We start from the raw sequence: 22,331 nt of genomic DNA on the forward strand, positions 1-22,331 counted from the left end.
CCGTCGGCTCGGGTCACGGCCCGCCCGCCCCCTCGATATCTGAGGACGTGGTGAACGGGAATCGGCCTCCGGAACGACCGCCGCGTCCTCAGATGTCGACGTCGCCGCGGCGGCGGCGGTACTGGACGTGCGTGTCGGCGTCGGCGTGCTCGAAGCCGAGCCGGGAGTAGACCGCGACCGCCGGGGCGTTGTCGGCCTCAACGTAGAGCAGCACCTCGTCCACGCCGAGGCCGGCGAGGTGGTGCAGGCCCGCCAGCGTGAGCACCTTGCCGAGGCCACGCCCCTGGGCGGCGGGCGCGACACCGACGACGTAGACCTCGCCGAGGCGCTCGTCGTGCTGCTTGGTCCAGTGGAAGCCGAGCAACCCGGACGCGTCCTCCGCGACCAGGAGCCCGGCCGGGTCGAACCACGACTCGGCCATCCGGCGAGCGAGGTTCTCGAGGTCCATCGCGCCCTGTTCGGGGTGGTCGGCGAAGGCGGCCGCGTTGACGGCGACGACGTCGGCGGCGTCGCCGTCGCGCCACGACCGGATCGTCACACCCGCGGGCGGCTCGAGCGGGGGCAGCGACCGCGAGGACGGCCGGCGCATCACCCACAGGTCGCGTACGCGCTCCCAGCCGTGGGAGGCCGCGAGGCGGGCGGCTGCGGGGTGGTTGCCGTGCGACCAGGCGACCAGGGGCCCGCCGTACGACTCCTCGACCCTGCCGAGCAGGGCGGCGCCGAGGCCGCGGCCCCGCGCGGAGGGGCGAACGACCAGCGACAGGTCGCCGTCGTGGACGAGCGCGAAGGCGTCGTCCTCGGCCACCACCTCGGCCCCGCCGTCCGCCAGCGCGATCCGTGCGGCCTCGTCGAGCGGGTCGGCGCCGTCGGCGGCAGCGGCCTCTGCGGCGATCTCCTCGACGCGGTCGGTGGTGACGCTCATGGCGAGGACCCTAGACCCGCCGCGTGAGGAGTGGGGAAGGTCGCTCGCGACATGTCACGACGATCCTCCCCGAGGTCGCACCCGGGCGCGCCGCATCCGTGCGCCGCGCCGTCCCAGCCCCGGTCACGGAAGACGGCAGCCAGGCGGGAGGCCGTTCGGCACGGCGTGGTGAAGATCTGCCGATAGCGCAACCGGGGCGTGACGTTGCCCAGCGCGAGGTCGTCGAGATCGCGGTCGGCATCGGTGTCGCGCGCCTCCACGTCGTCGCGCACCCGGTGGATGCGGATCCCGGGCTGGGGAGCGATCCGGCGGGTCCAGTCGACGGCAACGTGGACCGGCCCCGTCGGTGGGGGAAGCCTGCCGGGCTGGTGCAGGGCGGTCGTGAGGTGCAGGGCGGAGCGGCCGGCGTACAGGGTCGCGGCCCAGCATCGTTCCAGGTGGGCGTCCCGGTGTGGGTGAGGCAGACGCCGGGATGGACGACGACGAGCTCGCGACGCCGCAGCAGGGTGTCGAGCCGGGTCTGGGTCGACCCCGCCTCGAAGAGCTGGCGGCGGCTGACGAGGCCGTCCTGGCGGGCGAGGACGGTGGAGACGGCGTCGAGTCGCATGGCGTACGTCTGCCCGGTCGGACTGACAATGATGCCGGGCCCGATCCGGCTGTGGACAACTCAGTGGGGAAGGTCGCTCGCGCCATGTCACGGGGATGATTCCCGCAGTCTCGGCTCAGGCGTCGCTCCGCGAGCGCGACGAGCGGGGCTGCTCCTCGGCGTCCTTGTCGCGGGTGGGCACGACGAAGCGGTAGCCGACGTTGCGGACGGTGCCGATGTGGTGCTCGTGCTCGGTGCCGAGCTTGGCGCGCAGGCGGCGTACGTGGACGTCGACGGTCCGGGTGCCGCCGAAGTAGTCGTAGCCCCAGACCTCCTGGAGCAGCTGCTCGCGGCTGAAGACCCGCCCGGGGTGCTGGGCGAGGTACTTCAGGAGCTCGAACTCCTTGTAGGTGAGGTCGAGGGGGCGGCCACCGATGCGCGCGGTGTAGGTGGCGTCGTCGACGACCACCTCGCCGCGGTGGATCACGTGCGCGGACGGGTCGTCGGGTGCGGCCGCGCTGGAGCGGCCGACCGCGAGCCGGATCCGCGCGTCGAGCTCGGCCGGGCCGCACGTGTGCAGCACGACGTCGTCCATGCCCCAGTCGTGGGCCACCACGGCGAGGCCGCCCTCGGTGACGATGAGCAGCACGGGGGCGTCGGTGCCGGTGGTGCGGATCAGGCGGCAGAGGTCGCGTGCCGCGGCGAGGTCCTGGCGCCCGTCGACGAGGACGAGGTCGGAGTCGGGGGCGTCCAGCAGTGCGCTGCCCTGGGCGGGCACGATCTTGACCGTGTGGGACAGCAGCGCGAGACCGGGGAGCACCTCGGCGGAGGGTTGCAGCGCGCTCGTGAGCAGCAGCAGTGCGCTCATGGGCAGGCCTCCTCGTCCACCGGGGATGAGGAAGGATATCCCGCATGGGTGACGGCACTGGACGCGATCGCGAGGATGAGACGGTCACCGTGCGCTACTGGGCGGGCGCCCGGGCCGCGGCCGGCACGGCGGAGGACGTCTTCGAGACGACCGGCGAGCTGACCCTCGCCGAGGTCGTCGAGCTCGTGCTGGAGCGACACCCGGGCGAGCAGATGGCGCGCACCGTCGGGGTCTGCTCGGTGCTGCTCGGTGAGCAGCCGGTCCGCTCGCAGGACCCGGCGACGGTCGTCGTACGCCCGGGTGCGGTCGTCGAGCTGCTCCCGCCGTTCGCCGGCGGCTGAGCCCGCCAAGGGACCACCGTCGGCGATTCGCGAGCCCGGTGAGGTTTGGGACGCGGCCAGTCGGTCATACTCCCGTCCGGAGTCCCATGGCTCCGCACGGGGGACGTGCTAGCTCGACGACGGCTGTCGTCGTGTTGCGCGCGCGGCTCCATGACGACGACAGTTCCAGGGGGAACAACCAATGCAGATCCGATCAGCCGGTGCGTCGAGGCGCCTGGCATCCATCGTGGCAGCGGGTGCGCTCGCCACGGGCGCCCTGGCCATCGCGCCGGCCAGCGCCGCACCGGTGGGCGTGACCACCACCGTCACCGACTCCGCCGGCAACCCGGTCGAGGGCCTCGTGACGGCCTACCTCGGCCAGAGCGACGGCAGCTACTTCATCGAGGAGCGGCAGTACCTGGCCGACGGCCGGATGAACCTCCCGCTCGAGCCCGGCACCTACAAGTTCGAGTTCGAGAGCCTGGACGGCACGCTCGCGACGGAGTTCTACACCGACAAGCCCGACCTGGCCACGGCTGACGCCGTCGCGGTCACCGGCCCGACCACGCTCGCTCCGGTCGCCCTCGCAGCCGCACCGACCGCCACCGGTCGCATCGTCAACGGCGCCGGTCGTCCGGTGCGCGGCGGCTCCGTCGAGCTGCACGCGGGCGGCAACTTCGTGTCGTCCGCGCGCATCGAGCGCGACGGTACCTTCAAGATCGGTGCCTCGCTCGCCGGCTCCTACAAGCTGTTCATCAGCGCCGACGGCTACGCCGACGAGTGGTACACCGACAAGACCACCGAGGAGACCGCCGACGCGATCACCCTCGGCGCGACGCCCCTGGCGCTCGGTGACATCGGCGTCGTGCGCGGCGGCGTGCTGACCGGCCGTCTGACCAACACCGACGGCACCGCGCTCGAGCGGGTCCGCGTCGAGGCCTACCGCAACAACAGCATCGGCTCGTCCTACACCGACTACACCGACGCCAACGGCGTGTTCCGGATCGACCGGGCCATGGAGGGCGTCTACAAGGTCGAGTTCAGCGACCCGGTCGGCCAGTTCGCCGGCGAGTGGTTCGCCGACAAGCCCGACCAGGCCTCGGCGACCGAGGTGGTCCTCAACGGCGGCGCGACCGTCGCCGGCATCGACGCAGCCCTTGCCAATGACCCGTCGTTCACGGTCGACCCGGCGACGATCGACCTCAGCGGCACGATCACCGACTCGTCCGGCGCGCCGGTCATCGGCGCGACCGTGACCGCCTACGACACGCCGGCCGCGGCGGGTCGCGAGCTCGCGTACGACTTCGCCGTCACCAACCGGGCCGGCCAGTACGCGTTCACCGACCTCGACCCGGCCAGCACGCGCTCGTCGGAGAACCAGTTCAAGATCTCGGTCAGCGACGAGCTCCCGCGCGAGGACGGCCAGTACTACCGCCTCGAGCGGTGGTACGGCGGTGCGCAGTCCTACACCGCCGCCGCCCCGGCGCCGGTGCCTGCTGCCGGCGTGAACGTGACCCTGCCGCTCACCGGCGGCATCTCCGGCGCAGTCTCCACTGAGTCGTCGGTCTCGCTCGACGGTGTCCAGGTGCAGATGGTCGAGGCCAAGGACGGGCTCGTCTCGGACAACAGCTTCGGCTTCGCCTCGATCGAGGACGACGGCACCTACAACGTGACCTCGCTCAAGCCGGGCACCTACAAGGTGCTGTTCGCCGACTCGAGCTTCTCAGGGAAGTTCTTCGGCCCCGAGTGGTACGACAACACCAACTACGCGACGGCCAAGACCATCAAGGTGACCAGCGGCAAGACCGTCTCGGGCATCGACGCCGACCTCGAGGAGGGCATGCGCGCCCTGCGCCGCCCCGAGATCAAGGGCAACCCCTACCTCGGCGGCAAGATCCGCGCGACCCCCGGCGTGTGGACCCTCGACGGCGACACGACCTACCAGTACGCCTGGCTCGTCGACGGTCAGGTCGTCGGCCAGGGCCGCACGCTCAACGTCACCAAGAAGTTCAAGGGCGAGCGGATCGCCCTGCAGGTGACCGCCAGCAACGACGGCGTCACGGGCAAGGCCACGGCCACCACCCAGAAGATCGCCAAGAAGCCCACGGTCAAGGTCGCCGTCAAGGGCGCCAAGGCCAAGGTCACCGTGTCGGCCAAGAAGGTCAAGGCCAAGAAGTTCAAGGGCACGGTCGTCGCCAAGAAGATCGTCCGCACCGACGAGTTCGGGGCGCCGGTCTACAAGAAGATCGGCAAGGCCAAGCTGCGCAACGGCAAGGCCGCGCTGACCCTGAAGAAGCTGACCAAGGGCAAGAACAAGGTCGTCTTCCTCATCACGCTCAAGGGCGACAAGTACGGCGACGCGGAGGTCGCGCGGACCATCAAGGTCAAGAAGCGCTGATCCCTGCTCGACGCACACCGCACGCAGGCGGGGCCCCGGGACTTTCCCGGGGCCCCGCTCTGCATCCGGAGCAGGGCCCGGAACAAATCCGGCGGCGGTCGTCGTTGGCCGGGTGTGACCACCGGAGCCTGGATCGCCCTCGCCGCCGTCGTGCTCGCCCTGTCCTTCGGCCTGTGGCGGGCCGCGACCGACGGCCGCTTCCGCGGCACCCACGCCGTACGCCGGTCCCAGCCGCTGGCCGATGAGGGCACCTCGGCCTCGCCGACGCCGGACGGGGACGGCACCGCGGACCCCGTCGCGCGACCCGGCGCCGAGCTCGTCGCCAGCGTTGGAGGGACGCTCGGTGACCGGGCCACGCTCCTGCAGTTCTCCAGTGCCTTCTGCGCCCCGTGCCGTGCCACGCGGCGGGTGCTCGGCGAGGTGACCGGCCTGGTCGAGGGCGTCGCGCACGTCGAGGTCGACGCCGAGCACCACCTCGAGGCCACGCGGGCCTTCGGCATCCTCCGCACCCCGACCACGATCGTCCTCGACGCCAGCGGGGTCGAGGTCACGCGGGCCACCGGCGCGCCCACGCGGAACCAGGTGCTGACCGCCCTGGCCGCGACCTGATCTCAGGATGTGGATGCATGGACCACATGGTGAGACCGAAGCGAGGAGGGCGGCGACGACCGCCTACTGTCGTCGCCATGTCCTCGACCATGCTCACCAAGCGCCGCGCAGTGGACCACTGCCGCGTCCGCTCGGCGCTGTGTCGAATGTCGTAGTGGTCCCACCGCTCACCTGAGCCCTGCCGTCCGGCGATCCGCTGGACCGTGCTCTCCGGTTGGGACCCTGCGCCGGGTCACGTCCCGGCGCGTCCGGCCCCGTGCTGTGCCGACCGACCTCAGGAGAGACATGACCACCACCGCCCACCCCCGTGCCGCCGCGGCCGGCGTCCGCCCGGACGGCGGCATCGACCCCCGCGGTCCCCAGCTCGCCGCCGGGCTGACCGCCGTCGTGCTGGTGGCCGTCCTGCTGCTCCCGCAGCCGTACGGCACGGCGCTGCTCGCCGTCCAGGCGGCGCTGTTCGCCGTCGGAGCCGTACGCGGGGTGCAGGCCACGCCGCACGCGTGGCTGTTCCGGACGCTCGTACGCCCCCGGCTGGGCCCGCCCACCGAGTGGGAGGCCCCGGAGCCGCCGCGCTTCGCCCAGGCCGTGGGCCTGGCCTTCGCACTCGTCGGCCTCGTCGCCCTGCTGGCCGGCGCCACCGTCGTCGGGCAGGTCGCCGTCGGCTTCGCGCTGGTCGCCGCACTGCTCAACGCCGCCTTCGCGTTCTGCCTCGGATGCGAGGTCTACCTGCTCGTCCGCCGCTTCATCGCCACCGTCTGATCCAACGATTTTCCACCACAAGGAGCACACCAACCATGAGCCGCGAGAACTCGCTCGTCACCGCCCAGTGGGTCGAGGACAACCTCGACACCGACGGCATCGTCCTCGTCGAGGTCGACGAGGACACCACTGCCTACGACAAGGGCCACATCCGGGGAGCCATCAAGCTCGACTGGACCACCGACCTCCAGGACCAGGTCCGCCGCGACTTCGTCAACAAGGAGCAGTTCGAGGCGCTGCTGTCCGAGCGCGGGGTGTCCAACGACGACACCGTCGTGCTCTACGGCGGCAACAACAACTGGTTCGCCGCCTACGCCTACTGGTACTTCAAGCTCTACGGCCACCAGGACGTCAAGCTCCTCGACGGCGGCCGCAAGAAGTGGGAGCTCGACTCCCGCGAGCTGACCGACGAGCTGCCCACCCGCGCGAAGACGTCCTACACCGCGCAGGAGCAGGATCACTCGATCCGCGCCTTCCGCGACGAGACCGTCGCCGCGATCGGCGTGAAGAACCTCGTCGACGTGCGCAGCCCCGACGAGTACGCCGGTCGCCTGCTTGCGCCGGCCCACCTCCCGCAGGAGCAGGCGCAGCGCGCCGGCCACGTGCCGACGTCGATCAACGTCCCGTGGTCGAAGGCCGCCAACGACGACGGCACCTTCAAGTCCGACGACGAGCTGCGCGAGATCTACGGTGCCGCCGGCCTCGATGACTCCAAGGAGACCATCGCCCTGTGCCGCATCGGTGAGCGCTCCTCGCACACGTGGTTCGTGCTCAAGGAGCTCCTCGGTCACCAGAGCGTCAAGAACTACGACGGCTCGTGGACCGAGTACGGCTCCCTCGTGGGCGTCCCGGTCGCCCTCGGCGACGAGCCCGGGGAGGCCTGACATGTGCGGAGCCAAGGAGGGCGGGCTGTCGCTCGACGGCGTCAACGTCGCCAAGGAGGCCGTGATCCAGGGCCAGGTCCTGCGAGGCGACGAGCCGGTGCCCAACGCGTACGTCCGGCTGCTCGACCGCAGCGGCGAGTTCACCGCCGAGGTGCCCACCTCGGCGACGGGGCACTTCCGCTTCTTCGCCGGTGACGGCGAGTGGACGCTGCGCACGCTCGCGCCCAAGGCGCAGCCGGTCGACACCCGCGTCGTGGCCGCCACCGGCTCGGTGGCCGAGGTGCAGGTGCTCGTCACGGCCTGAGCACCTCCGGTCCGCCGACTGGTCTGGACAGGTGGGGATCACCCCGTGCGCCGAGCGCGGGGTGATCCCCTCATTTTCGCCTCGGTTCCCCCACAGCCCCGCGACCGGGCCGGCCCGCGTCCTACGGTGAGACCTCGGGCTGTGTCGTCGAGGGAGCAAGTGTGGTCACAGAGGTGGTTCGGGCACCCGACACCGATGAGATGTGGCGCCTGACCATGGAGCACTCCCCGGTCGGGATGGCGCTCGTCTCGCCGTCAGGCGACGTCCTCACCGCCAACGTGGCGCTGTGCGACCTGCTCGGCTACGACCCCGAGGTGATGGCCACCCTCACCCTCCAGGACATCACCCACCCCGACGACCTCGCCGCCTGCCTGCGCCTCGTCGCCCAGGCGCTGGCGGGCGAGATCGGCTCCTACCGCATCACCAAGCGCTACGTGTGCTCCGACGGCACCACCGTCATCGGCGACCTGTCGGTCGCGCTGCTGCGCGACGCGCACGGCGCCCCGGTTCACTTCATCACCCAGATCGCCGACCTCACCGAGCGGCAGGCCTTCGTCGACCGGCTCGACGCGGCGGAGGCCGCCGCCGAGGTCGAGCGGCGCAAGGCCCACGCCGTCTTCGAGGGCGTCAACGTCGGCCTGCTGCACATCGACGCCGACGGCGCCTACCTCGCCCACAACACCCGCTTGCGCGAGCTCCTCGACCTCGCGTTCCCCGGCGGGCACCCCGGCGCGGTCGGTCAGGCCGGGTTCGCCTACGACGCCGACCAGCAGCCGCTGGAGCCCGACGAGATGCCGTCCGCACGCGCGGCGCGGGGCGAGCAGTTCAACGACGTCCGGCTGTGGGTCGGCGAGGACCCCGCGACGCGGCGGGCGCTGTCGGTGTCGGCCCGGTCGGTCCTCGACGGCACCGGCGCCTTCGCGGGGGCTGTGCTGGCCTACCACGACGTCAGCGACCTCGTCCGCGCGATGAGCGTCAAGGACGAGTTCGTGTCCACCGTGTCCCACGAGCTCCGTACGCCGCTGACGTCGGCGCTGGCCTATCTCGAGCTGCTCGACGAGTCGGCCGACGTGAGCGCCGAGGGTCACCAGCAGGTCACCGCGGCCCGGCGCAACATGCTCCGCCTGTCCCACCTCGTCGCCGACCTGATCTTCAGCACGCGGGCCTCGGCCGGGTCGGCCCTCGTCGACCCCTACCGCGTGGACGTGGCGATGCTGCTCGCCGAGGCCGTCGACGCGGCGTGCCTCGACGCGGAGAGCGCAGGCGTACGCCTGGAGTGCCGGCGCCCCGCGTCGCTGGTCGCCGTCGCCGACGGGATGCGCCTGCGGCAGGTCCTCGACAACCTGCTCGACAACGCCATCGCCTACAGCGAGCCCGGGGGAGTCGTCACGGTCGACCTCGCCGAGGTCGCCGGCGGCCTGGAGCTTGTCGTCGCCGACGAGGGCGTCGGCATCGAGGCGGGCGACCTCGACGAGGTCTTCGGACGGTTCTTCCGCGGCGCCAACGCGCGCCTGCTCAACGTGCCCGGTACGGGGCTGGGCCTCACGATCGTGCGCACCATCGTGGAGGCGCACGGCGGGCACGTCGCGCTCGCAAGCGCTCCCGGCCGGGGCACGGCGGTCCGCGTCGCGATCCCGCGCTGAGGCGCGTCCGACGCGTCGGCGTACGGGGGGCCGGACGTGCGGGGACCCCCCGCGTGGGGCGAGGGGTCCGACGGCAACCGGGTGGGGACCGGTGCGTGTCTCGCGAGGGGGAGTCGCGAGTGTGTCGCACACTGGCAGTACAGGGAATTGCCAGTAGTACTTGCCCAAGTTTGCCAAAGAACGCCACACTCGGCATCTGTTTTGACAAGATTTCTTCTGCAGCCGCTCGGGAGCCTGCTCAACCCCACCACAGCACCCCACCCTGGGAGACACCATGAACCGCAAGGCCGCCCGCATCTTCGTCGCCACCATCGCCCTCGTCAGCCTGGCCGGCTTCGCTGGCCCGGCCGAGGCCGGGCCGGGCAAGGACACGGCCCGCACTGGCTGGTGCTGCTGACCACCTGACCCTGTCGGGCCCGCTGGGCGGGTCCAGCAGACTCAGCTGCGGGCGAGCGTGGGGGACACCACGCGCGCCCGCAGCCCGGTCGACGCCGCGGCACGTCGATAGGCGTCCGACGCGGCCTCGGTCAGACCCACGCCGCCGAGGAGGTCGGCCAGGTCGAACCACAGCTGAGCGGCTGACCTGTCGGCACCGATCGCCGACAGGGTGAGCACGGCTCGTTGGAAGCACGAGCTCGCCTCAGCCGAGTCGCCCTCGGAGGCGTACGTGCTGCCGCGCAAGGCCCACGCCTCGGCTTCGGCGAGGGGCAGGTGTCCGTTGGCGACAGCGTGCACCTGGGCGACCAGGTCGCGGCTCGCCGGCACGTCCCCGGAGAGGAAGGCGGCTCGCGCGAGGCCGAGCAGCACCTGGGCCCGGTCGGAGGAGGTGGAGGGGCTCCACTCCATCTCGGCCGCAGCCTGCTCGAGGTTGTGCCGCGCGTCGTCGAGGGCGGGCGGGTCGAGCTCGAGCTGCAGCCGGCCCACCTCGCCGCGCAGGAGGGCCAAGTTGCGTGCGTCCTGTCCCTCGCCCAGCAGCGCGAGCGCGCGCTCCGCAAGCGGGACGGCCGCTGCCACGTCACCACGACGGGCCTGCATGGCGCTGGCGTTCCAGTAGGCCGAGGCACGCGCCTTGGACGTGCCGAGCGCCTCGGCCTGCGTGATGGCCTTGCGGCACATCCGTACGGCGTGGCCGGTGTCGCCGCGCTCGAAGTGGGCGGCGGCGAGGGTGACGGCGAGCTGGACGGCCTCGTCGCAGGCGGCCAGGCCGGCCTCCTCGACGTAGGTCATCACGCGCTGGCCGCACTCGATCGCGCGACCGAGGTCCCCGGTCTCGCGATAGATCCGGCTCAGCGCGATGCCGGCCTTGATGCGGGTGACTCCGTTGACCTGCTCGTCGTCGGCGAGCTCCTCGAGCTCGACGATCGCGTCGTCCTCGCGCTGGGTGGCCTCGAGCGCCCGGGCGTGCAGCAGCCGGGCGCGGTCGCGCATCCCGTCGATGCGCGAGGTGTCGAGCTTCTCCAGGGCCTGCTGGAGGTGCCTCTCGGCGTCCGCGGGCTGGCCCGACTCGAGGGACAGCTCGGCGTAGTCGAGCGCCAGCCGGATCTCGTCGACCACGTGGCGGTCGGGCTCGCCCAGCAGTGACTCGACGGTGACGTCGAGCCGCTCCGCCAGCGCGACCAGCGCGGGGAAGGTGGGCCCGCGGTGGCCTGCCTCGATGCGGGAGAGGAAGGCCACGGACATGATGTCGTGTGCGACGTCGCCCTGTGTCAGCCCCCGGGCGAGGCGAGCCGCCCTCAGGCGACGGCCCAGCGCCTCACGGTCGGTCTGCTCCAGCAGGTCGGCATGCCGCGGATCCATCCGGACATTGTGAGGCACGACTTGACAACGTGGTGACGATTTCCGGCAAAGTCCCACGTATGGGTCAGGCGCGACTGCCGATCAGGACCCGGCGGGTGGTGCATCGGGGGCATAGCCGTAGCCATAGCCGTACCCGTAGCCCGAGCCGTAGTTGCCGCGGCCCTTCCTGGGCACCATGTTGAACACGGCGCCGAGAGTGTGTGCGCCGACCGCGTCGAGGCGCTCGCGCGCGGCGCCGAGCTGCTCGCGGGTGGTGCGTCCGTGGCGTACGACCACCACGGCGCCGTCGACCTGGGAGGCGATGAGCGCCGCGTCGGTGACCGGTAGCAGCGGGGGCGCGTCGATGATGATGACGTCGTACGCCGCGCGCAGCTCGCGCAGCAGAGAGGCCATCGCCTGCGACTGCAGCAGCTCGGAGGGGTTGGGCGGGACGGCGCCGGACGCCAGCACGTGGAGGCCGGAGGCGTGGCTGAGGATCACGTCGGTCGCGGAGACCTTGCCCACGAGCGCGGTGGTGAGGCCGATCGTGCCGTCGAGGCCGAGCAGCTCCGCGGCCTGGGGACGGCGGAGGTCGCCGTCGACGAGCAGGGTGCGCTCGCCGGCCTGCTGGAGGGCGAGGGCGGTGTTGACGGCGGTGGTCGACTTGCCCTCGCCGGGCAGCGCGCTGGTGACCACGAACGCCTTGGACGCGGCGTCGATGTCGACGAAGGACAGGTTGGTGCGCAGCACCCGGAAGGCCTCGGAGCGCGGCTCGTGGGAGTTCAGCTCGGTGAGCAGCGGGCGCTTGCCGACCTCGCTGTCGAAGGCAAAGGTGCCGAGGATCGGCGCCTCGAGGGCGGTGGTCACGTCGTCGGCCGACTTGGTGCTGGTGTCGAGCAGCTCGCGCACGACCGCGAGGCCGACGCCGAGCAGCAGGCCGAGCACGAAGGCGAGGCCCAGGTTGCGTACGGGGTTGGGAGAGACGGGGCTCGTAGGGAGGCTGGCCGCGTCGGTGATGGTGGCCTTGAGGACGGGCTTGTTGCGTCCGGGAGGGGTCTCGAGCTCGGCGACGAGCGCCATCAGCTCCTCGCCGTAGGTCTGGGTGAGCTGCTGGGCAACCACCGGATCGGGGTCGGTGACCGAGACGTTGAGCAGGACGGTCTCGGGGGAGGCCTGGGCGGTCACCTTCGCGGCCAGCTCGGCCGGCGTCAGGTCGCTGCCGGTCGCCGCAACGACGCGGGTGGCGAGCTCGGTGCCGGCGGCCATGTCGGCATAGGACGACAGGCGCTGGCTGCTGAAGAGGTTGCCCTGGTAGGCCTCGGCGGAGGACGAGGCGCTCGTGGAGATGAAGAGCTGGGTCGTGGACTGGTACTGCGGGGTCGTGCGCCACGTGATGAGCGCCGCCGCGACCAGCACCAGCAGGAGGATGGCCACGACGAGTCGCCAGCGACGGCGCAGGATGCGCAGGTAGTCGGACAGTTCCACGAGTCGGTGTTCCCCCAGAGTCAGATGAGTGGCCAGTGTCAGCCACGAGCGACGGCGCGGGCAACTCGACCGGAGTCACCGTTCATTTACCGTCTTGTTGCTTTTCCGGGTTACGGTTTCCCCGCTGACCGCGTCAAGGCCACCTTGCCGTAGGGTCGGCTCGGATCGAAAAAATACCGGGGACGATCCCACTCTCTCTTTCGGAAGGCTCTTCAGTATGAAGAAGACGGCCATCGCCGCCGCCACCACGTTCGCTGCGCTCAGCACGATGCTGATCGCACCCGCTGCCCAGGCAGACCCCTACCCGCGCAGCATCGACACCGAGTGCGTCGCGGTCGCCGACGACACCAGGGTCGGCCCCGGTGACCGGGTCAAGGTCAAGTTCAAGTGGACCGCCGACGGCAACATCACGCCCAAGGGTCGCGTCAACTACACCGTGATCCGCAAGCGCACCGGGGTCGTCGAGAAGGGCTCCTTCTGGAGCGGCGCCGCCAACAAGACGCAGACGCGCTACTTCAGGTTCGAGCGGACCGGCAACTACTACGTCGAGTTCCAGACCAGGGCGAAGGCCACCTCGGTCTTCCGCAACTGCGAGGCCTCGACCGAGAAGATCCGGGTGCGCAAGCGCTTCTGATCCGGGCACCACACGCTTCAACGATCTGCTGCCCACCAGGCCCTGCCGGTGGGCAGCAGTCATGACGGGGTAATTCACTGTGGCGAGAACCACACGCGAGCGGGCGCAGCGCGCGACCTGGCGCCGGTGGCGCTGGGTTCTTGCGACGGCTCTTGCCGTGGCGGTCGCCGGCGCCCTCTGGGCGGGCTGGACGGTCTGGCAGGTCCAGCGCGACCTGACGGCCGCCCGGGCCCAGGCCGTGGCGCTGCCCGGCGCGCTGGCCGGCGACGGTGACGCCGCCGCGGTCGTCGACGACCTCCAGTCGCACGCCGGTGCCGCCGCCGACCGTACGTCGGGTCCGACCTGGCAGGTGCTCAGCGCGCTGCCGGCCCTCGGCGACGACTTCGACGCGACGGCACGGGTCTCCCGCGCCGTCGACATCGTGGCCCGCGACGGGGCGGGTCCGCTGGTCGGGAGCGGGCTCAGCGCGGAGACGTTCGCGCCGCGCGACGGACGGCTCCCGGTCGACCGGGTCGCCCGTGCCGCGGCGCCTCTCGCCGAGGCCCGCGACGGCTTCGTCGAGGCGCAGGACGAGCTCGACGACATCCGGCTGGAGGGTCTGGTGCGCGAGCTGCGGCCCCAGCTCGAGGCGCTGATCCGCGAGGTCGACGAGGGTGTCAGCACGCTCGACGGCGCCACCCGCGCCGCGGAGCTGCTGCCGGCGATGCTCGGTCGCGACGGTCCTCGCGACTACCTCCTCGTCTTCCAGAACAACGCCGAGCCCCGGTCGCTCGGCGGCATGCCCGGTCTGATGGCGCCGCTGCGCGCGGACCGGGGCATGGTCACGCTCGGCGGGACCGTCGCGGCCAGCGAGTTCGGCGAGCTCGACCGGCCCGTCCTGCCGCTCACCGAGCAGGAGCGCCGCATCTGGTTCGACCAGCCGGGAACGTACTTCCAGGACGCCGTCTTCATCCCCGACTTCGAGCGGGCGAGCGAGCTGATGGCCGCCCGGTGGAAGCTCGAGACCGGGCAGGAGGTCGACGGCGTCATCTCGGTCGACCCGGTCGCCCTGTCCTACCTGATCAAGGCCACCGGGCCGATCACCGTCGGCGACCGCCGGCTCACCAGCAGCACCTTCGTCGACGAGATCCTCCACCAGCCCTACCTGCGCTACCAGGACGACCCGGCGGCCGAGGACGCGTTCTTCGCCGAGGTGCTCACCACGACCTTCGACCGGCTCCTCGACCCGCGCACCAGCCCGTCCGCCCTCGTCAGCGCGCTCTCGCGCGGCGCCACCGAGGGGCGCCTGCTCGTCCAGTTCGCGAAGGACGACGAGCAGGAGCGGCTCGACGGCACCCGCGTCGCCGGCGCCTTCCCGACCGAGTCCGGGGAAGCGGCTCAGGCGGGCGTCTACGTCAACGACGCCACCGGGTCCAAGATGGGCTACTTCCTCGACTACGACGCCCGCATCAGCAGCGTCTCGTGCGCGGCCGGTGTGATCGGCTTTAGCGGCTCGCTGCGGATCCACTCCACAGCGCCGGGCGACGCCGCGTCGCTGCCGCCCACGGTCACCGGGCCCGGTACGTACGGCGTCGCACGAGGCGACCACCTCAACGTCTTCGACCTCGTCGCTCCCGTGGGCGGCAAGATCACCGACGTCGTCGTCAACGGCGTGAAGTCGACCGGCACCAACCGCACCTTCGAGGGCCGCCCGATCGTCTCCGTGCCGATCCTTCTCGAGCCGGGTGACGTGGTCACCCTGACCTGGCGCGCGACCTCGGGCGCGGGCCACTCCGGCGGCGTCGAGCTCATCAGCACGCCCGGCGTGCAGCGCGGCGGGGGCAAGCAGTTCGTCCCAGCGCCGTGCGCCGGTGTGGAGAAGTGATGGACGTCACGCGTCCTCTGTCCACCCTCCGGGGTGGATTTGCACGCCCGTGCCACGAGATGGTCACGCGTCAGGGCACGCTTGACTTAGGATCAGGGATGACCGTTCTCGGGGAACTGGGTCTTGCTGCCTCTCTGAGGCGATCAACACATGTGGGGACATGTCGATGACTGTGCTGGGGCTCGAGTCTGCTGTGCGCGGGCGCAGGACGGCGATGCTGATGGCGCTCGACGCGCTGGCGCTCGCCGCCGCCTACTTCTTCGCCGTCGTGGTGCGCTACGACGGACTCGCTCCAGTCCCCTGGCAGCATGTGGCGCTCGTGGTCGCCGGGGCCGTCGCGCTCCAGTGGGTCATCGGCCTCGTCGGACGCCTCTACCGGGGCCGCGTCGGGGTCGCCACCAACGAGGAGACCCTCCTGCTCGGGACGGCGACGGCCGTGGCCGGCCTGGTCGTCTTCGTCGCCAACGCGTTGACCGACCCCCTGTGGATCGCTCGCAGCCTCCCCCTGACGGCCACCTTCCTCGGCTTCTTCCTCATGTTGACCACCCGGGCGCTGTGGCGTCGGCTCACCATGCGCCTGGCTCCGCTGACGGCCGCTGACGGCCAGCGCACCCTGGTGGTCGGTGCCGGCGCCAGTGGTGCCCGGCTGGCGCACTCGATGCGCAGCCACCCCGATTCGGGTCTCGTGCCGGTCGGCTTCCTCGACGACGACCCGTGGATGCGCAAGCGCCGCCACTTCGGCGTCCCGGTCCTGGGCACCGTCGCCGACCTCGAGCGCGTCGTGCGTGCCACGAGTGCAACCGCGGTGGTCGTGGCGATCCCCAGCGCCAGCAAGGAGCTGATCAAGGCCGTCGTCGACTGCAGCACCGAGCTCGGCATCACCGCAAAGGTGCTGCCGTCCTTCGCCGAGACCTTCGCCAGCAAGGCGGACGTACGCGACGTCCGTGACGTCGACATGCGCGACCTGCTCGGCCGTGCCGCCATCCAGACCGACCTCGAGTCGATCGCGGGATACGTCACCGGCAAGCGAGTGCTCGTCACCGGCGCTGGCGGCTCGATCGGCTCGGAGCTGTGCCGCCAGCTGCACCGTTTCAGCCCCGCTGAACTGATCATGCTCGACCGCGACGAGTCGGCGCTGCACGGCGTGCAGCTCTCGATCCACGGCCGTGCCCTGCTCGACAGCCCCGACGTGGTGCTCAACGACATCCGTGACGAGATTGCCTTGCGGCGCGTCTTCGAGGACCGCCGCCCAGAGGTGGTCTTCCACGCCGCGGCGCTGAAGCACCTCCCGATGCTCGAGCAGTATCCCCACGAGGCGATGAAGACCAACGTGCTCGGCACGGCCAACGTCCTCGAGGCTGCGCACGCCGTGGGCGTGACCACCTTCGTCAACATCTCCACCGACAAGGCCGCCGACCCCACCAGCGTCCTGGGCTACTCCAAGCGCGCCGCGGAGCGCCTGACCGCCGACATGGCCCGTCGGGCGGAGGGGGCCTACCTCAGCGTGCGCTTCGGCAACGTCCTCGGCTCTCGCGGGTCGGTGCTGCACACCTTCACCGCCCAGATCGAGGCCGGCGGCCCCGTGACCGTGGTCCACCCCGAGGTCACCCGCTACTTCATGACGGTGGAGGAGGCGGTGCAGCTCGTCATCCAGGCCGGCGCCATCGGCGAGGACGGCGAGGTGATGATCCTCGACATGGGCCAGCCCGTGAAGATCGTCGACATGGCCCAGCAGCTCATCGCGATGTCCGGCAAGAGCATCGAGATCGTCTACACCGGCCTCCGCGACGGCGAGAAGCTGCACGAGGAGCTCTTCGGTGCTGCCGAGAGCGACGAACGATCCAAGCACCCGCTCGTCTCCCACGCGCACGTGGAGCCGCTGTCGGTCGACGTCGTACGCTCCTTCGACGTCGCCGAGCACCACCACCTAGGACTGCTCCAAGCCTTCGAGGACTGGGTGCACGGGTCCGAGTCGGAGCTGGTGGGGGCCCACGGATATGGCCGCGAGCATGGAGAGGCATCGTGACTGTCGACGTCGAGACCCAGCCACGCATCCTGCTGTCCCCGCCCGACGTGGGTGCGCTGGAGCAGGACTACGTCATGAGGGCCATGCGGTCGGGCTGGGTGGCGCCGGCCGGTCCCGACCTTGACGCCTTCGAGGCCGAGATCGCGGCACGCGTGGGCGTCCCCCACGCCGTGGGCCTCGCGTCCGGCACGGCGGCCCTCCACCTCGCCCTGGTGTCGTGGGGCGTCGGCCCGGGCGACGTCGTGCCCGTCTCGACCTTCACCTTCGCCGCGACGGTCAACGCGATCCGCTACGTCGGCGCCGAGCCGTTCTTCGTCGACAGCGACGAGGAGTCGGGCAACATGAGCGCGGCGCTCCTCGAGCAGGCGCTCGCATCCTTGCGCGCCGATGACCGCAGCGTCCCCGTCGTGGTGCCCGTCGACCTCTTCGGCAAGGCCGCGGACTACTCGAGCCTCGTGCCCGTCGCGGCCGCGGCCGGGGCGAAGGTCCTGTCCGACGCCGCTGAGGCTCTGGGAGCCACGCACCACGGGAGCCCGGCCGGCTCCTTCGGTGACGCGGCGGTCCTGTCATTCAACGGCAACAAGATCATGACGACCTCGGGCGGCGGCATGCTGCTGACGCACGACCGAGCCCTCGCCGACCACGTCCGCAAGCTTTCCACGCAGGCGCGCGAACCGGTCCCGCACTACGAGCACGTCGAGGTCGGCTACAACTACCGGCTCTCCAACATCCTGGCCGCCATGGGCAGGGCGCAGCTCGTGCGACTCGACGACATGATCGCGCGTCGTCGCGAGTGGCGCGAGCGCTACCGCGCGCTGTTCGCGGACAGCCCGGGCGTGCGGATCCTCGGTGGCCAGGACGACGCGGGTGACAACTGCTGGCTGACCCCGATCGTCGTCGACCCCGCCGTGTCCCCCTGGACGGCGGCCGACCTCGGCGCTGCTCTCGACTGCGCCAACATCGAGACCCGTCCGGTCTGGAAGCCGATGCACCTCCAGCCGATCTCTGCCGGTCTTGATGGGGTGCTCGACGGGACGTCGGAGCGCATCTTCGACCACGGACTGACGCTCCCAGCCGGCTCGGTACTGTCGGACGATGACTTCGAGCGCATTGAGCGGGCGATCCTCGAGGTGACCGCTGCGTGAAACCCTACGACCCCGTCAAGCGTGGCATCGACGTGGTGGTGGGATCGGCAGCGCTGATCCTCACCGCGCCGCTGCAGGCTGTCCTGGCCCTCGTCGTACGCCGGAAGCTGGGATCGCCCCTCCTGTTCCGTCAGCTGCGGCCCGGCAAGGACGGCGAGATCTTCGAGCTGGCCAAGTTCCGCACCATGCTGGAGCCCGACGAGTCGCGGGGACTCGTGACGGACGAGCAGCGGATGACGCCGTTCGGCGCCTTCCTCCGCTCGACCAGCCTCGACGAGCTGCCGACCCTGTGGAACGTGGTGCGCGGTGACATGAGCCTCGTCGGCCCGCGGCCGCTGCTGGTGCGATACCTCGATCGCTACACGCCGGAGCAGGCGCGCCGCCACGAGGTGCGGCCGGGCGTCACCGGGCTGGCTCAAGTGAGCGGCCGCAACGCGATCTCCTGGGCCGAGAAGTTCGCCAAGGACGTCGAGTACGTCGACCGCCGCAGTCTGCGACTGGACGCGTGGATCGTCTGGCAGACGATTGCCCAGGTCCCGCGCCGGGACGGGATCTCTGCCGACGGCCAGCCGACCATGCCTGAGTTCATTGGAGAAGGGCATGGCTGAGCCGATCGTCGTCATCGGGATCGGGGGCTTCGGCCGCGAGGTGATCGACATCATCGACGCGGTGAACGCGGAAAGCCCGGAGCCGGTGTGGGAGCTGGTCGGCGTCGTCGATGACGCGCCGAACGAGCTGAACCTCGAACGGCTGGCGCTTCGCGGTGTCGACTTCCTCGGCGACACTGGGGTTCCACTGAACTGGGCCAACCCGGTGTCCTACGTCGTCGGCATTGGCAGCCCCCGAGTGCGTCGGCTGATGGCTGAGCGCTACGACGCAGCGAGCTTCCGGGCCGCGACGCTGGTCCATCCCAGCGTCACCCATGGCTTCGGTGTGAGCATCGGTGCTGGCGCCGTTGTCTGCGCAGGGGCACGACTGACCACGAACATCACCGTCGGCCAGCACGTCCACATCAACCTTAATGTGACGGTCGGTCACGACAGCTCGATCGGTGACTTCGTCAGCGTGAACCCACTGGCCTCGATCTCGGGTGACTGCGTCATCGAGGATGGTGTGCTCATCGGCGTTGCTGGTGTCGTCCTGAACGGGCTCACCATCGGCGCTGGCGCCGTTCTCGGGGGGTCTGCCTGTGCAGTTCGCGACCTCGACGCTGGAGTCGTGGCGGTCGGAGTTCCGGCCAAGCCCATGGGCGCATGACCCCTCACGAACAAGCTGCTGGTCACGCGTTGCCGAAAGCATCCCGGTGCGCCGTCGCCACTGCCGCCCCGATCACCATCGACGCCTTCCTTGTGCCTCATGTCGATCAGCTGCTGGCACGAGGCGCCACTGTGAGTCTCCTGGCCGGACCCGGGGAGTTCCCTGACGTCACCGGACAGACAGATGCGATCGTTCGGATGATTCCCCACCTGCGTCGCGAGCCCTCACCCGCGGCGGACCTGCGGGCGCTACTAACGACGTGGCGCGTCCTTCGTCGTGATCGCATCGAGGCGATTCACATCGGTACTCCGAAGGCCGGACTCGTCGTCGGGCTGGCGGCCGTCCTGGCACGCGTGTGCCGTCGCGTCTACACGATTCACGGCCTGAGGTACGAGACGATGCGCGGCGGAGGACGAACCGTGTTCCGGCTCCTCGAGAAGCTCTCCTGCGCGATGGCGACAGACGTCCTGGCCGTCAGTCAGTCCGTCGCCGACACCGCCGTCGACGAGGGCGTCGTCTCCCGGTCGAAGGTGCGCGTGCTGGGACGCGGCAGCATCTCCGGCGTCGATGCCGCGCGGTTCCAGTTCACCGCCGAGAGGCGCAGCGAGTCGCGCCGACAATGGGGTGTCTTGGACGCCGACCTGGTGGTGCTGTTCGTCGGCAGGCTGAGCGTCGACAAGGGAATCAACGACCTGCCGATGATCTGGAGCGAGGTCCGCGCGCAGGTGGAGGGTGCGCGCCTCGTCGTCATCGGAGAGGTCGACACATCGCAGCGCCCGGCTCCGCCGGCGCTCGCAGCTCTTGCGAGCGACCCCACCGTCGCGATGCTTGGGCACGTAGCGGACCCCTCGGCCGCTTACTCTGCGGCGGACGTCTTGCTCCTGCCCACGCGACGCGAGGGCTTCGGCACGGTCGTTCTCGAGGCGGCGGCCGCGGGTGTCCCGACCGTGGGAAGCGACGTGACCGGCGTGAGGGATGCGATCGAGGCGGGAGTGACGGGCGTGCTGGTCGCGCCAGAGAGTCCACGAGAGTTCGCCAAGGCGGTGGCGGGTCTGCTCAACGACCGCGAAGCGCGGCAGCTGCTCGGTGAGAACGCTCGACGGCGCGTGATGACCGACTTCGTCGAGGAAGACGTGGTGGCGCGCTACGTCGACGTGCTCGTGGGTGAACGATGACCGCGATTTCTGTCCTGATGCCTGTCGCCGCACCGGCACCACACCTGCGCGAGGCTCTCGAAAGTGTCCTCGCTCAGACCCACGAGGATTGGACCTTGGTGCTTATCAACGACGGTGATGACCCGGTGGTCAGAGACCTTGCGACGGCCCTGATCCCAGGCGACCGTCTCATCCTCGTGCCGATCATGGATCGGCGCGGGTTGTCGTACGCCCTCAACTGCGGCCTCGACGCCACGCGCACGGAACTGGTGGCTCGACTCGATGCCGACGACATCGCCCACCCGGATCGTCTCGCCACTCAGTCGGAACTCATGGATCGCGCGCCCACGCTGGTGTTGACCGGAATGGCTGCACGGTTGATCGACGAGTCGGGGGCCGTGATCGGTCGACGCGACGTGGTCACCAAAGACGAAGCGGCACAGCTCTTGTCCCGCAACCAGTTCATACACCCGGCCGTGATGTACCGCAGGTCCGCGGTGCGCAACGTCGGCGGATACGACGTGGCGTGCGACCTGCGTGAGGACTATGACCTCTGGTTGCGCCTGGCGGCGATCGGCGAGGTTCGCAACCTCGCCACTGTCGGCATCGACTACAGGATCTCATCGGCTCAAGTCAGTCGCCGTGCGGTCCCGTGGCGGTCGGTTCGGATGGTAGGCCGGTCCCAGGCAGCGTTGGGGCGCACCTTGGGGCGACCGCGGCTTGCCACTCTGGCTCAGCACCTGCATTGGGCGGTCGCTCAGCACCCCTTTGTCCAGCACCTTCGTAGGACCGCGTCCAGTGGAGCGTCGTCATGAATGATCCGCAGACCAAGCGAGGGCACTGGCGTCCGGCCACCTCGGAGGACGTTCGGCGTGTGCTCGTCGATGGGCTGGAAGCGCTCGAACGACACGCTCGCGCCACTGACATCTCGTACGTCCTCATAGCAGGATCGGCTCTCGGGGCGCGGCGTCACAGTGGTCCCATCCCATGGGACGACGACATCGACGTGTGCATGGAACGCGAGGACTTCCTGGCCTTCTGTCGAGCACCGTTGCCGGACTACCCTGTCGATACTCGAGCGACGGACCCGGTCATCGGCAGCGACGCCAAGTTCTACCTCCCCGCGACGCGCCTTGAGCGACCGTTCGGAGAGGCGCACAACTTCGTCCCGCCTTCCAACGGCGGAGCGTTCATCGACATCTTCTGCTTCTACCGCGCCTCCACCAAGCGTTGGGTGCGACAGCTCGAGCGGGCCCTGGGGTGGGTGGTCTACGTGCGGCCGTGGGGTTGGGCCCTCGCGACGTCCCGCCAGCCTGTCGGCTTTGCTCGTCGCCTCCGTCACTTGGCGGCCGCGACCGTTCCCCGCCGGGTTCTAGCGCGTGTCGAGCAACACCTGTGGAATCGCAGCACGAGGCGAACATCCAGCTTGCGCGGGATCGGGATCGGAGGCGTCAACGGTCGGGTCTTCTATCCGGCGGACCACATCTGGCCAGCGAAGCGCTCGGAGTTCCACGGAATGGCGGCGCGGGTGCCGAACATGCTCGATGACTTCCTGGTCCTGACGTTCGGACAAGACTTCATGACGCCGCTCGCCGACGTGTCGGACTCGGGTCACGGTGACTTCCTGGTTTGGACCGACGAGTCGCGGGGGGCGCGATGACGCGCTCGTCCGGCACCCTCACCACTCGTGCCCCAGG

General features: G+C 70.5%; 22 protein-coding genes. 17 read left to right on the top strand and 5 right to left on the bottom strand.

Features of this window, described 5'->3' with window-relative positions:
* Positions 1 to 88: 88 nt before the first annotated feature.
* From mshD to AC57BS_RS10565, 3 genes are all read right to left on the bottom strand, one after another.
* On the bottom strand, positions 89 to 922 hold the full coding sequence (gene mshD / locus AC57BS_RS10555) for a mycothiol synthase (RefSeq protein ID WP_496411397.1): 834 nt from the start codon (positions 920 to 922) through the stop codon (positions 89 to 91).
* Positions 919 to 1,194 carry a hypothetical protein gene (locus tag AC57BS_RS10560; RefSeq protein ID WP_496411398.1) on the bottom strand — a complete coding sequence of 92 codons (276 nt, stop codon included), beginning with the start codon at positions 1,192 to 1,194 and terminating at the stop codon, positions 919 to 921. The genes mshD and AC57BS_RS10560 overlap by 4 nt, the downstream gene beginning before the upstream one ends.
* Before the next feature lie 450 nt (positions 1,195 to 1,644).
* Positions 1,645 to 2,376, bottom strand: a complete 732-nt coding sequence (locus tag AC57BS_RS10565) for a winged helix-turn-helix transcriptional regulator (protein ID WP_496411399.1) — start codon at positions 2,374 to 2,376, stop codon at positions 1,645 to 1,647.
* A gap of 44 nt (positions 2,377 to 2,420) precedes the next feature.
* Here AC57BS_RS10565 and AC57BS_RS10570 point away from each other — a divergent pair, with 44 nt between their 5' ends.
* The 8 genes from AC57BS_RS10570 (at position 2,421) to AC57BS_RS10605 (ending at position 9,690) form a co-directional block, all read left to right on the top strand.
* Positions 2,421 to 2,717 carry a MoaD/ThiS family protein gene (locus AC57BS_RS10570; protein ID WP_496411400.1) on the top strand — a complete coding sequence of 99 codons (297 nt, stop codon included), beginning with the start codon at positions 2,421 to 2,423 and terminating at the stop codon, positions 2,715 to 2,717.
* A 181-nt stretch (positions 2,718 to 2,898) separates the two neighbouring features.
* Positions 2,899 to 5,094, top strand: a complete 2,196-nt coding sequence (locus AC57BS_RS10575; RefSeq protein ID WP_496411401.1) for a carboxypeptidase-like regulatory domain-containing protein — start codon at positions 2,899 to 2,901, stop codon at positions 5,092 to 5,094.
* Between the two features lie 114 nt (positions 5,095 to 5,208).
* A complete protein-coding gene (locus AC57BS_RS10580) occupies positions 5,209 to 5,703 on the top strand; it encodes a TlpA family protein disulfide reductase (protein WP_496411402.1) in 495 nt (164 codons plus the stop codon).
* A 285-nt stretch (positions 5,704 to 5,988) separates the two neighbouring features.
* Complete coding sequence (locus AC57BS_RS10585; RefSeq protein ID WP_496411403.1) at positions 5,989 to 6,462, top strand: DUF4395 domain-containing protein; 474 nt, start codon at positions 5,989 to 5,991, stop codon at positions 6,460 to 6,462.
* A gap of 35 nt (positions 6,463 to 6,497) precedes the next feature.
* Entirely contained in the window at positions 6,498 to 7,346 is an 849-nt protein-coding gene (locus tag AC57BS_RS10590) for a sulfurtransferase (RefSeq protein WP_496411404.1), read from the top strand.
* A gap of 1 nt (position 7,347) precedes the next feature.
* Positions 7,348 to 7,650, top strand: coding sequence for a DUF1416 domain-containing protein (locus AC57BS_RS10595; protein WP_129455677.1), 303 nt, complete (start codon positions 7,348 to 7,350; stop codon positions 7,648 to 7,650).
* 200 nt (positions 7,651 to 7,850) lie between these two features.
* A complete protein-coding gene (locus tag AC57BS_RS10600) occupies positions 7,851 to 9,293 on the top strand; it encodes a sensor histidine kinase (RefSeq protein WP_496411405.1) in 1,443 nt (480 codons plus the stop codon).
* A 274-nt stretch (positions 9,294 to 9,567) separates the two neighbouring features.
* The gene (locus AC57BS_RS10605; RefSeq protein WP_496411406.1) at positions 9,568 to 9,690 is read left to right on the top strand and encodes a hypothetical protein; all 123 of its coding nucleotides are present in this window, start codon (positions 9,568 to 9,570) and stop codon (positions 9,688 to 9,690) included.
* 41 nt (positions 9,691 to 9,731) lie between these two features.
* Here AC57BS_RS10605 and AC57BS_RS10610 read toward each other — a convergent pair whose 3' ends face one another.
* Entirely contained in the window at positions 9,732 to 11,090 is a 1,359-nt protein-coding gene (locus tag AC57BS_RS10610; RefSeq protein ID WP_496411407.1) for a helix-turn-helix domain-containing protein, read from the bottom strand.
* Positions 11,091 to 11,171: 81 nt separating this feature from the next.
* Positions 11,172 to 12,554 carry a tyrosine-protein kinase domain-containing protein gene (locus tag AC57BS_RS10615; RefSeq protein ID WP_496411408.1) on the bottom strand — a complete coding sequence of 461 codons (1,383 nt, stop codon included), beginning with the start codon at positions 12,552 to 12,554 and terminating at the stop codon, positions 11,172 to 11,174.
* 217 nt (positions 12,555 to 12,771) lie between these two features.
* On the opposite strand from AC57BS_RS10615, the gene AC57BS_RS10620 reads away from it, so the two are divergent.
* The 9 genes from AC57BS_RS10620 to AC57BS_RS10660 all read left to right on the top strand — a co-directional run bounded on the left by AC57BS_RS10620 (position 12,772) and on the right by AC57BS_RS10660 (position 22,294).
* Positions 12,772 to 13,188 (top strand): hypothetical protein, encoded by a 417-nt coding sequence (locus AC57BS_RS10620; RefSeq protein WP_496411409.1) that lies wholly within the window; start codon positions 12,772 to 12,774, stop codon positions 13,186 to 13,188.
* 79 nt (positions 13,189 to 13,267) lie between these two features.
* Complete coding sequence (locus tag AC57BS_RS10625; RefSeq protein WP_496411410.1) at positions 13,268 to 15,052, top strand: DUF4012 domain-containing protein; 1,785 nt, start codon at positions 13,268 to 13,270, stop codon at positions 15,050 to 15,052.
* 166 nt (positions 15,053 to 15,218) lie between these two features.
* On the top strand, positions 15,219 to 17,078 hold the full coding sequence (locus AC57BS_RS10630) for a polysaccharide biosynthesis protein (protein WP_496411411.1): 1,860 nt from the start codon (positions 15,219 to 15,221) through the stop codon (positions 17,076 to 17,078).
* Entirely contained in the window at positions 17,075 to 18,223 is a 1,149-nt protein-coding gene (locus tag AC57BS_RS10635) for a DegT/DnrJ/EryC1/StrS family aminotransferase (protein ID WP_496411412.1), read from the top strand. The genes AC57BS_RS10630 and AC57BS_RS10635 overlap by 4 nt, the downstream gene beginning before the upstream one ends.
* Positions 18,220 to 18,831 carry a sugar transferase gene (locus tag AC57BS_RS10640; RefSeq protein ID WP_496411413.1) on the top strand — a complete coding sequence of 204 codons (612 nt, stop codon included), beginning with the start codon at positions 18,220 to 18,222 and terminating at the stop codon, positions 18,829 to 18,831. Before AC57BS_RS10635 ends, AC57BS_RS10640 begins: the two co-directional genes overlap by 4 nt.
* Complete coding sequence (locus AC57BS_RS10645) at positions 18,824 to 19,480, top strand: acetyltransferase (RefSeq protein WP_496411414.1); 657 nt, start codon at positions 18,824 to 18,826, stop codon at positions 19,478 to 19,480. Before AC57BS_RS10640 ends, AC57BS_RS10645 begins: the two co-directional genes overlap by 8 nt.
* A complete protein-coding gene (locus tag AC57BS_RS10650; RefSeq protein ID WP_496411415.1) occupies positions 19,477 to 20,655 on the top strand; it encodes a glycosyltransferase family 4 protein in 1,179 nt (392 codons plus the stop codon). Before AC57BS_RS10645 ends, AC57BS_RS10650 begins: the two co-directional genes overlap by 4 nt.
* A 17-nt stretch (positions 20,656 to 20,672) precedes the next feature.
* Positions 20,673 to 21,449 carry a glycosyltransferase gene (locus AC57BS_RS10655; RefSeq protein ID WP_496411976.1) on the top strand — a complete coding sequence of 259 codons (777 nt, stop codon included), beginning with the start codon at positions 20,673 to 20,675 and terminating at the stop codon, positions 21,447 to 21,449.
* A complete protein-coding gene (locus AC57BS_RS10660; RefSeq protein WP_496411416.1) occupies positions 21,446 to 22,294 on the top strand; it encodes a LicD family protein in 849 nt (282 codons plus the stop codon). The genes AC57BS_RS10655 and AC57BS_RS10660 overlap by 4 nt, the downstream gene beginning before the upstream one ends.
* Positions 22,295 to 22,331: the final 37 nt, after the last annotated feature.

Source organism: Nocardioides sp. BGA-UO-ETr-FS32, assembly GCF_059567905.1.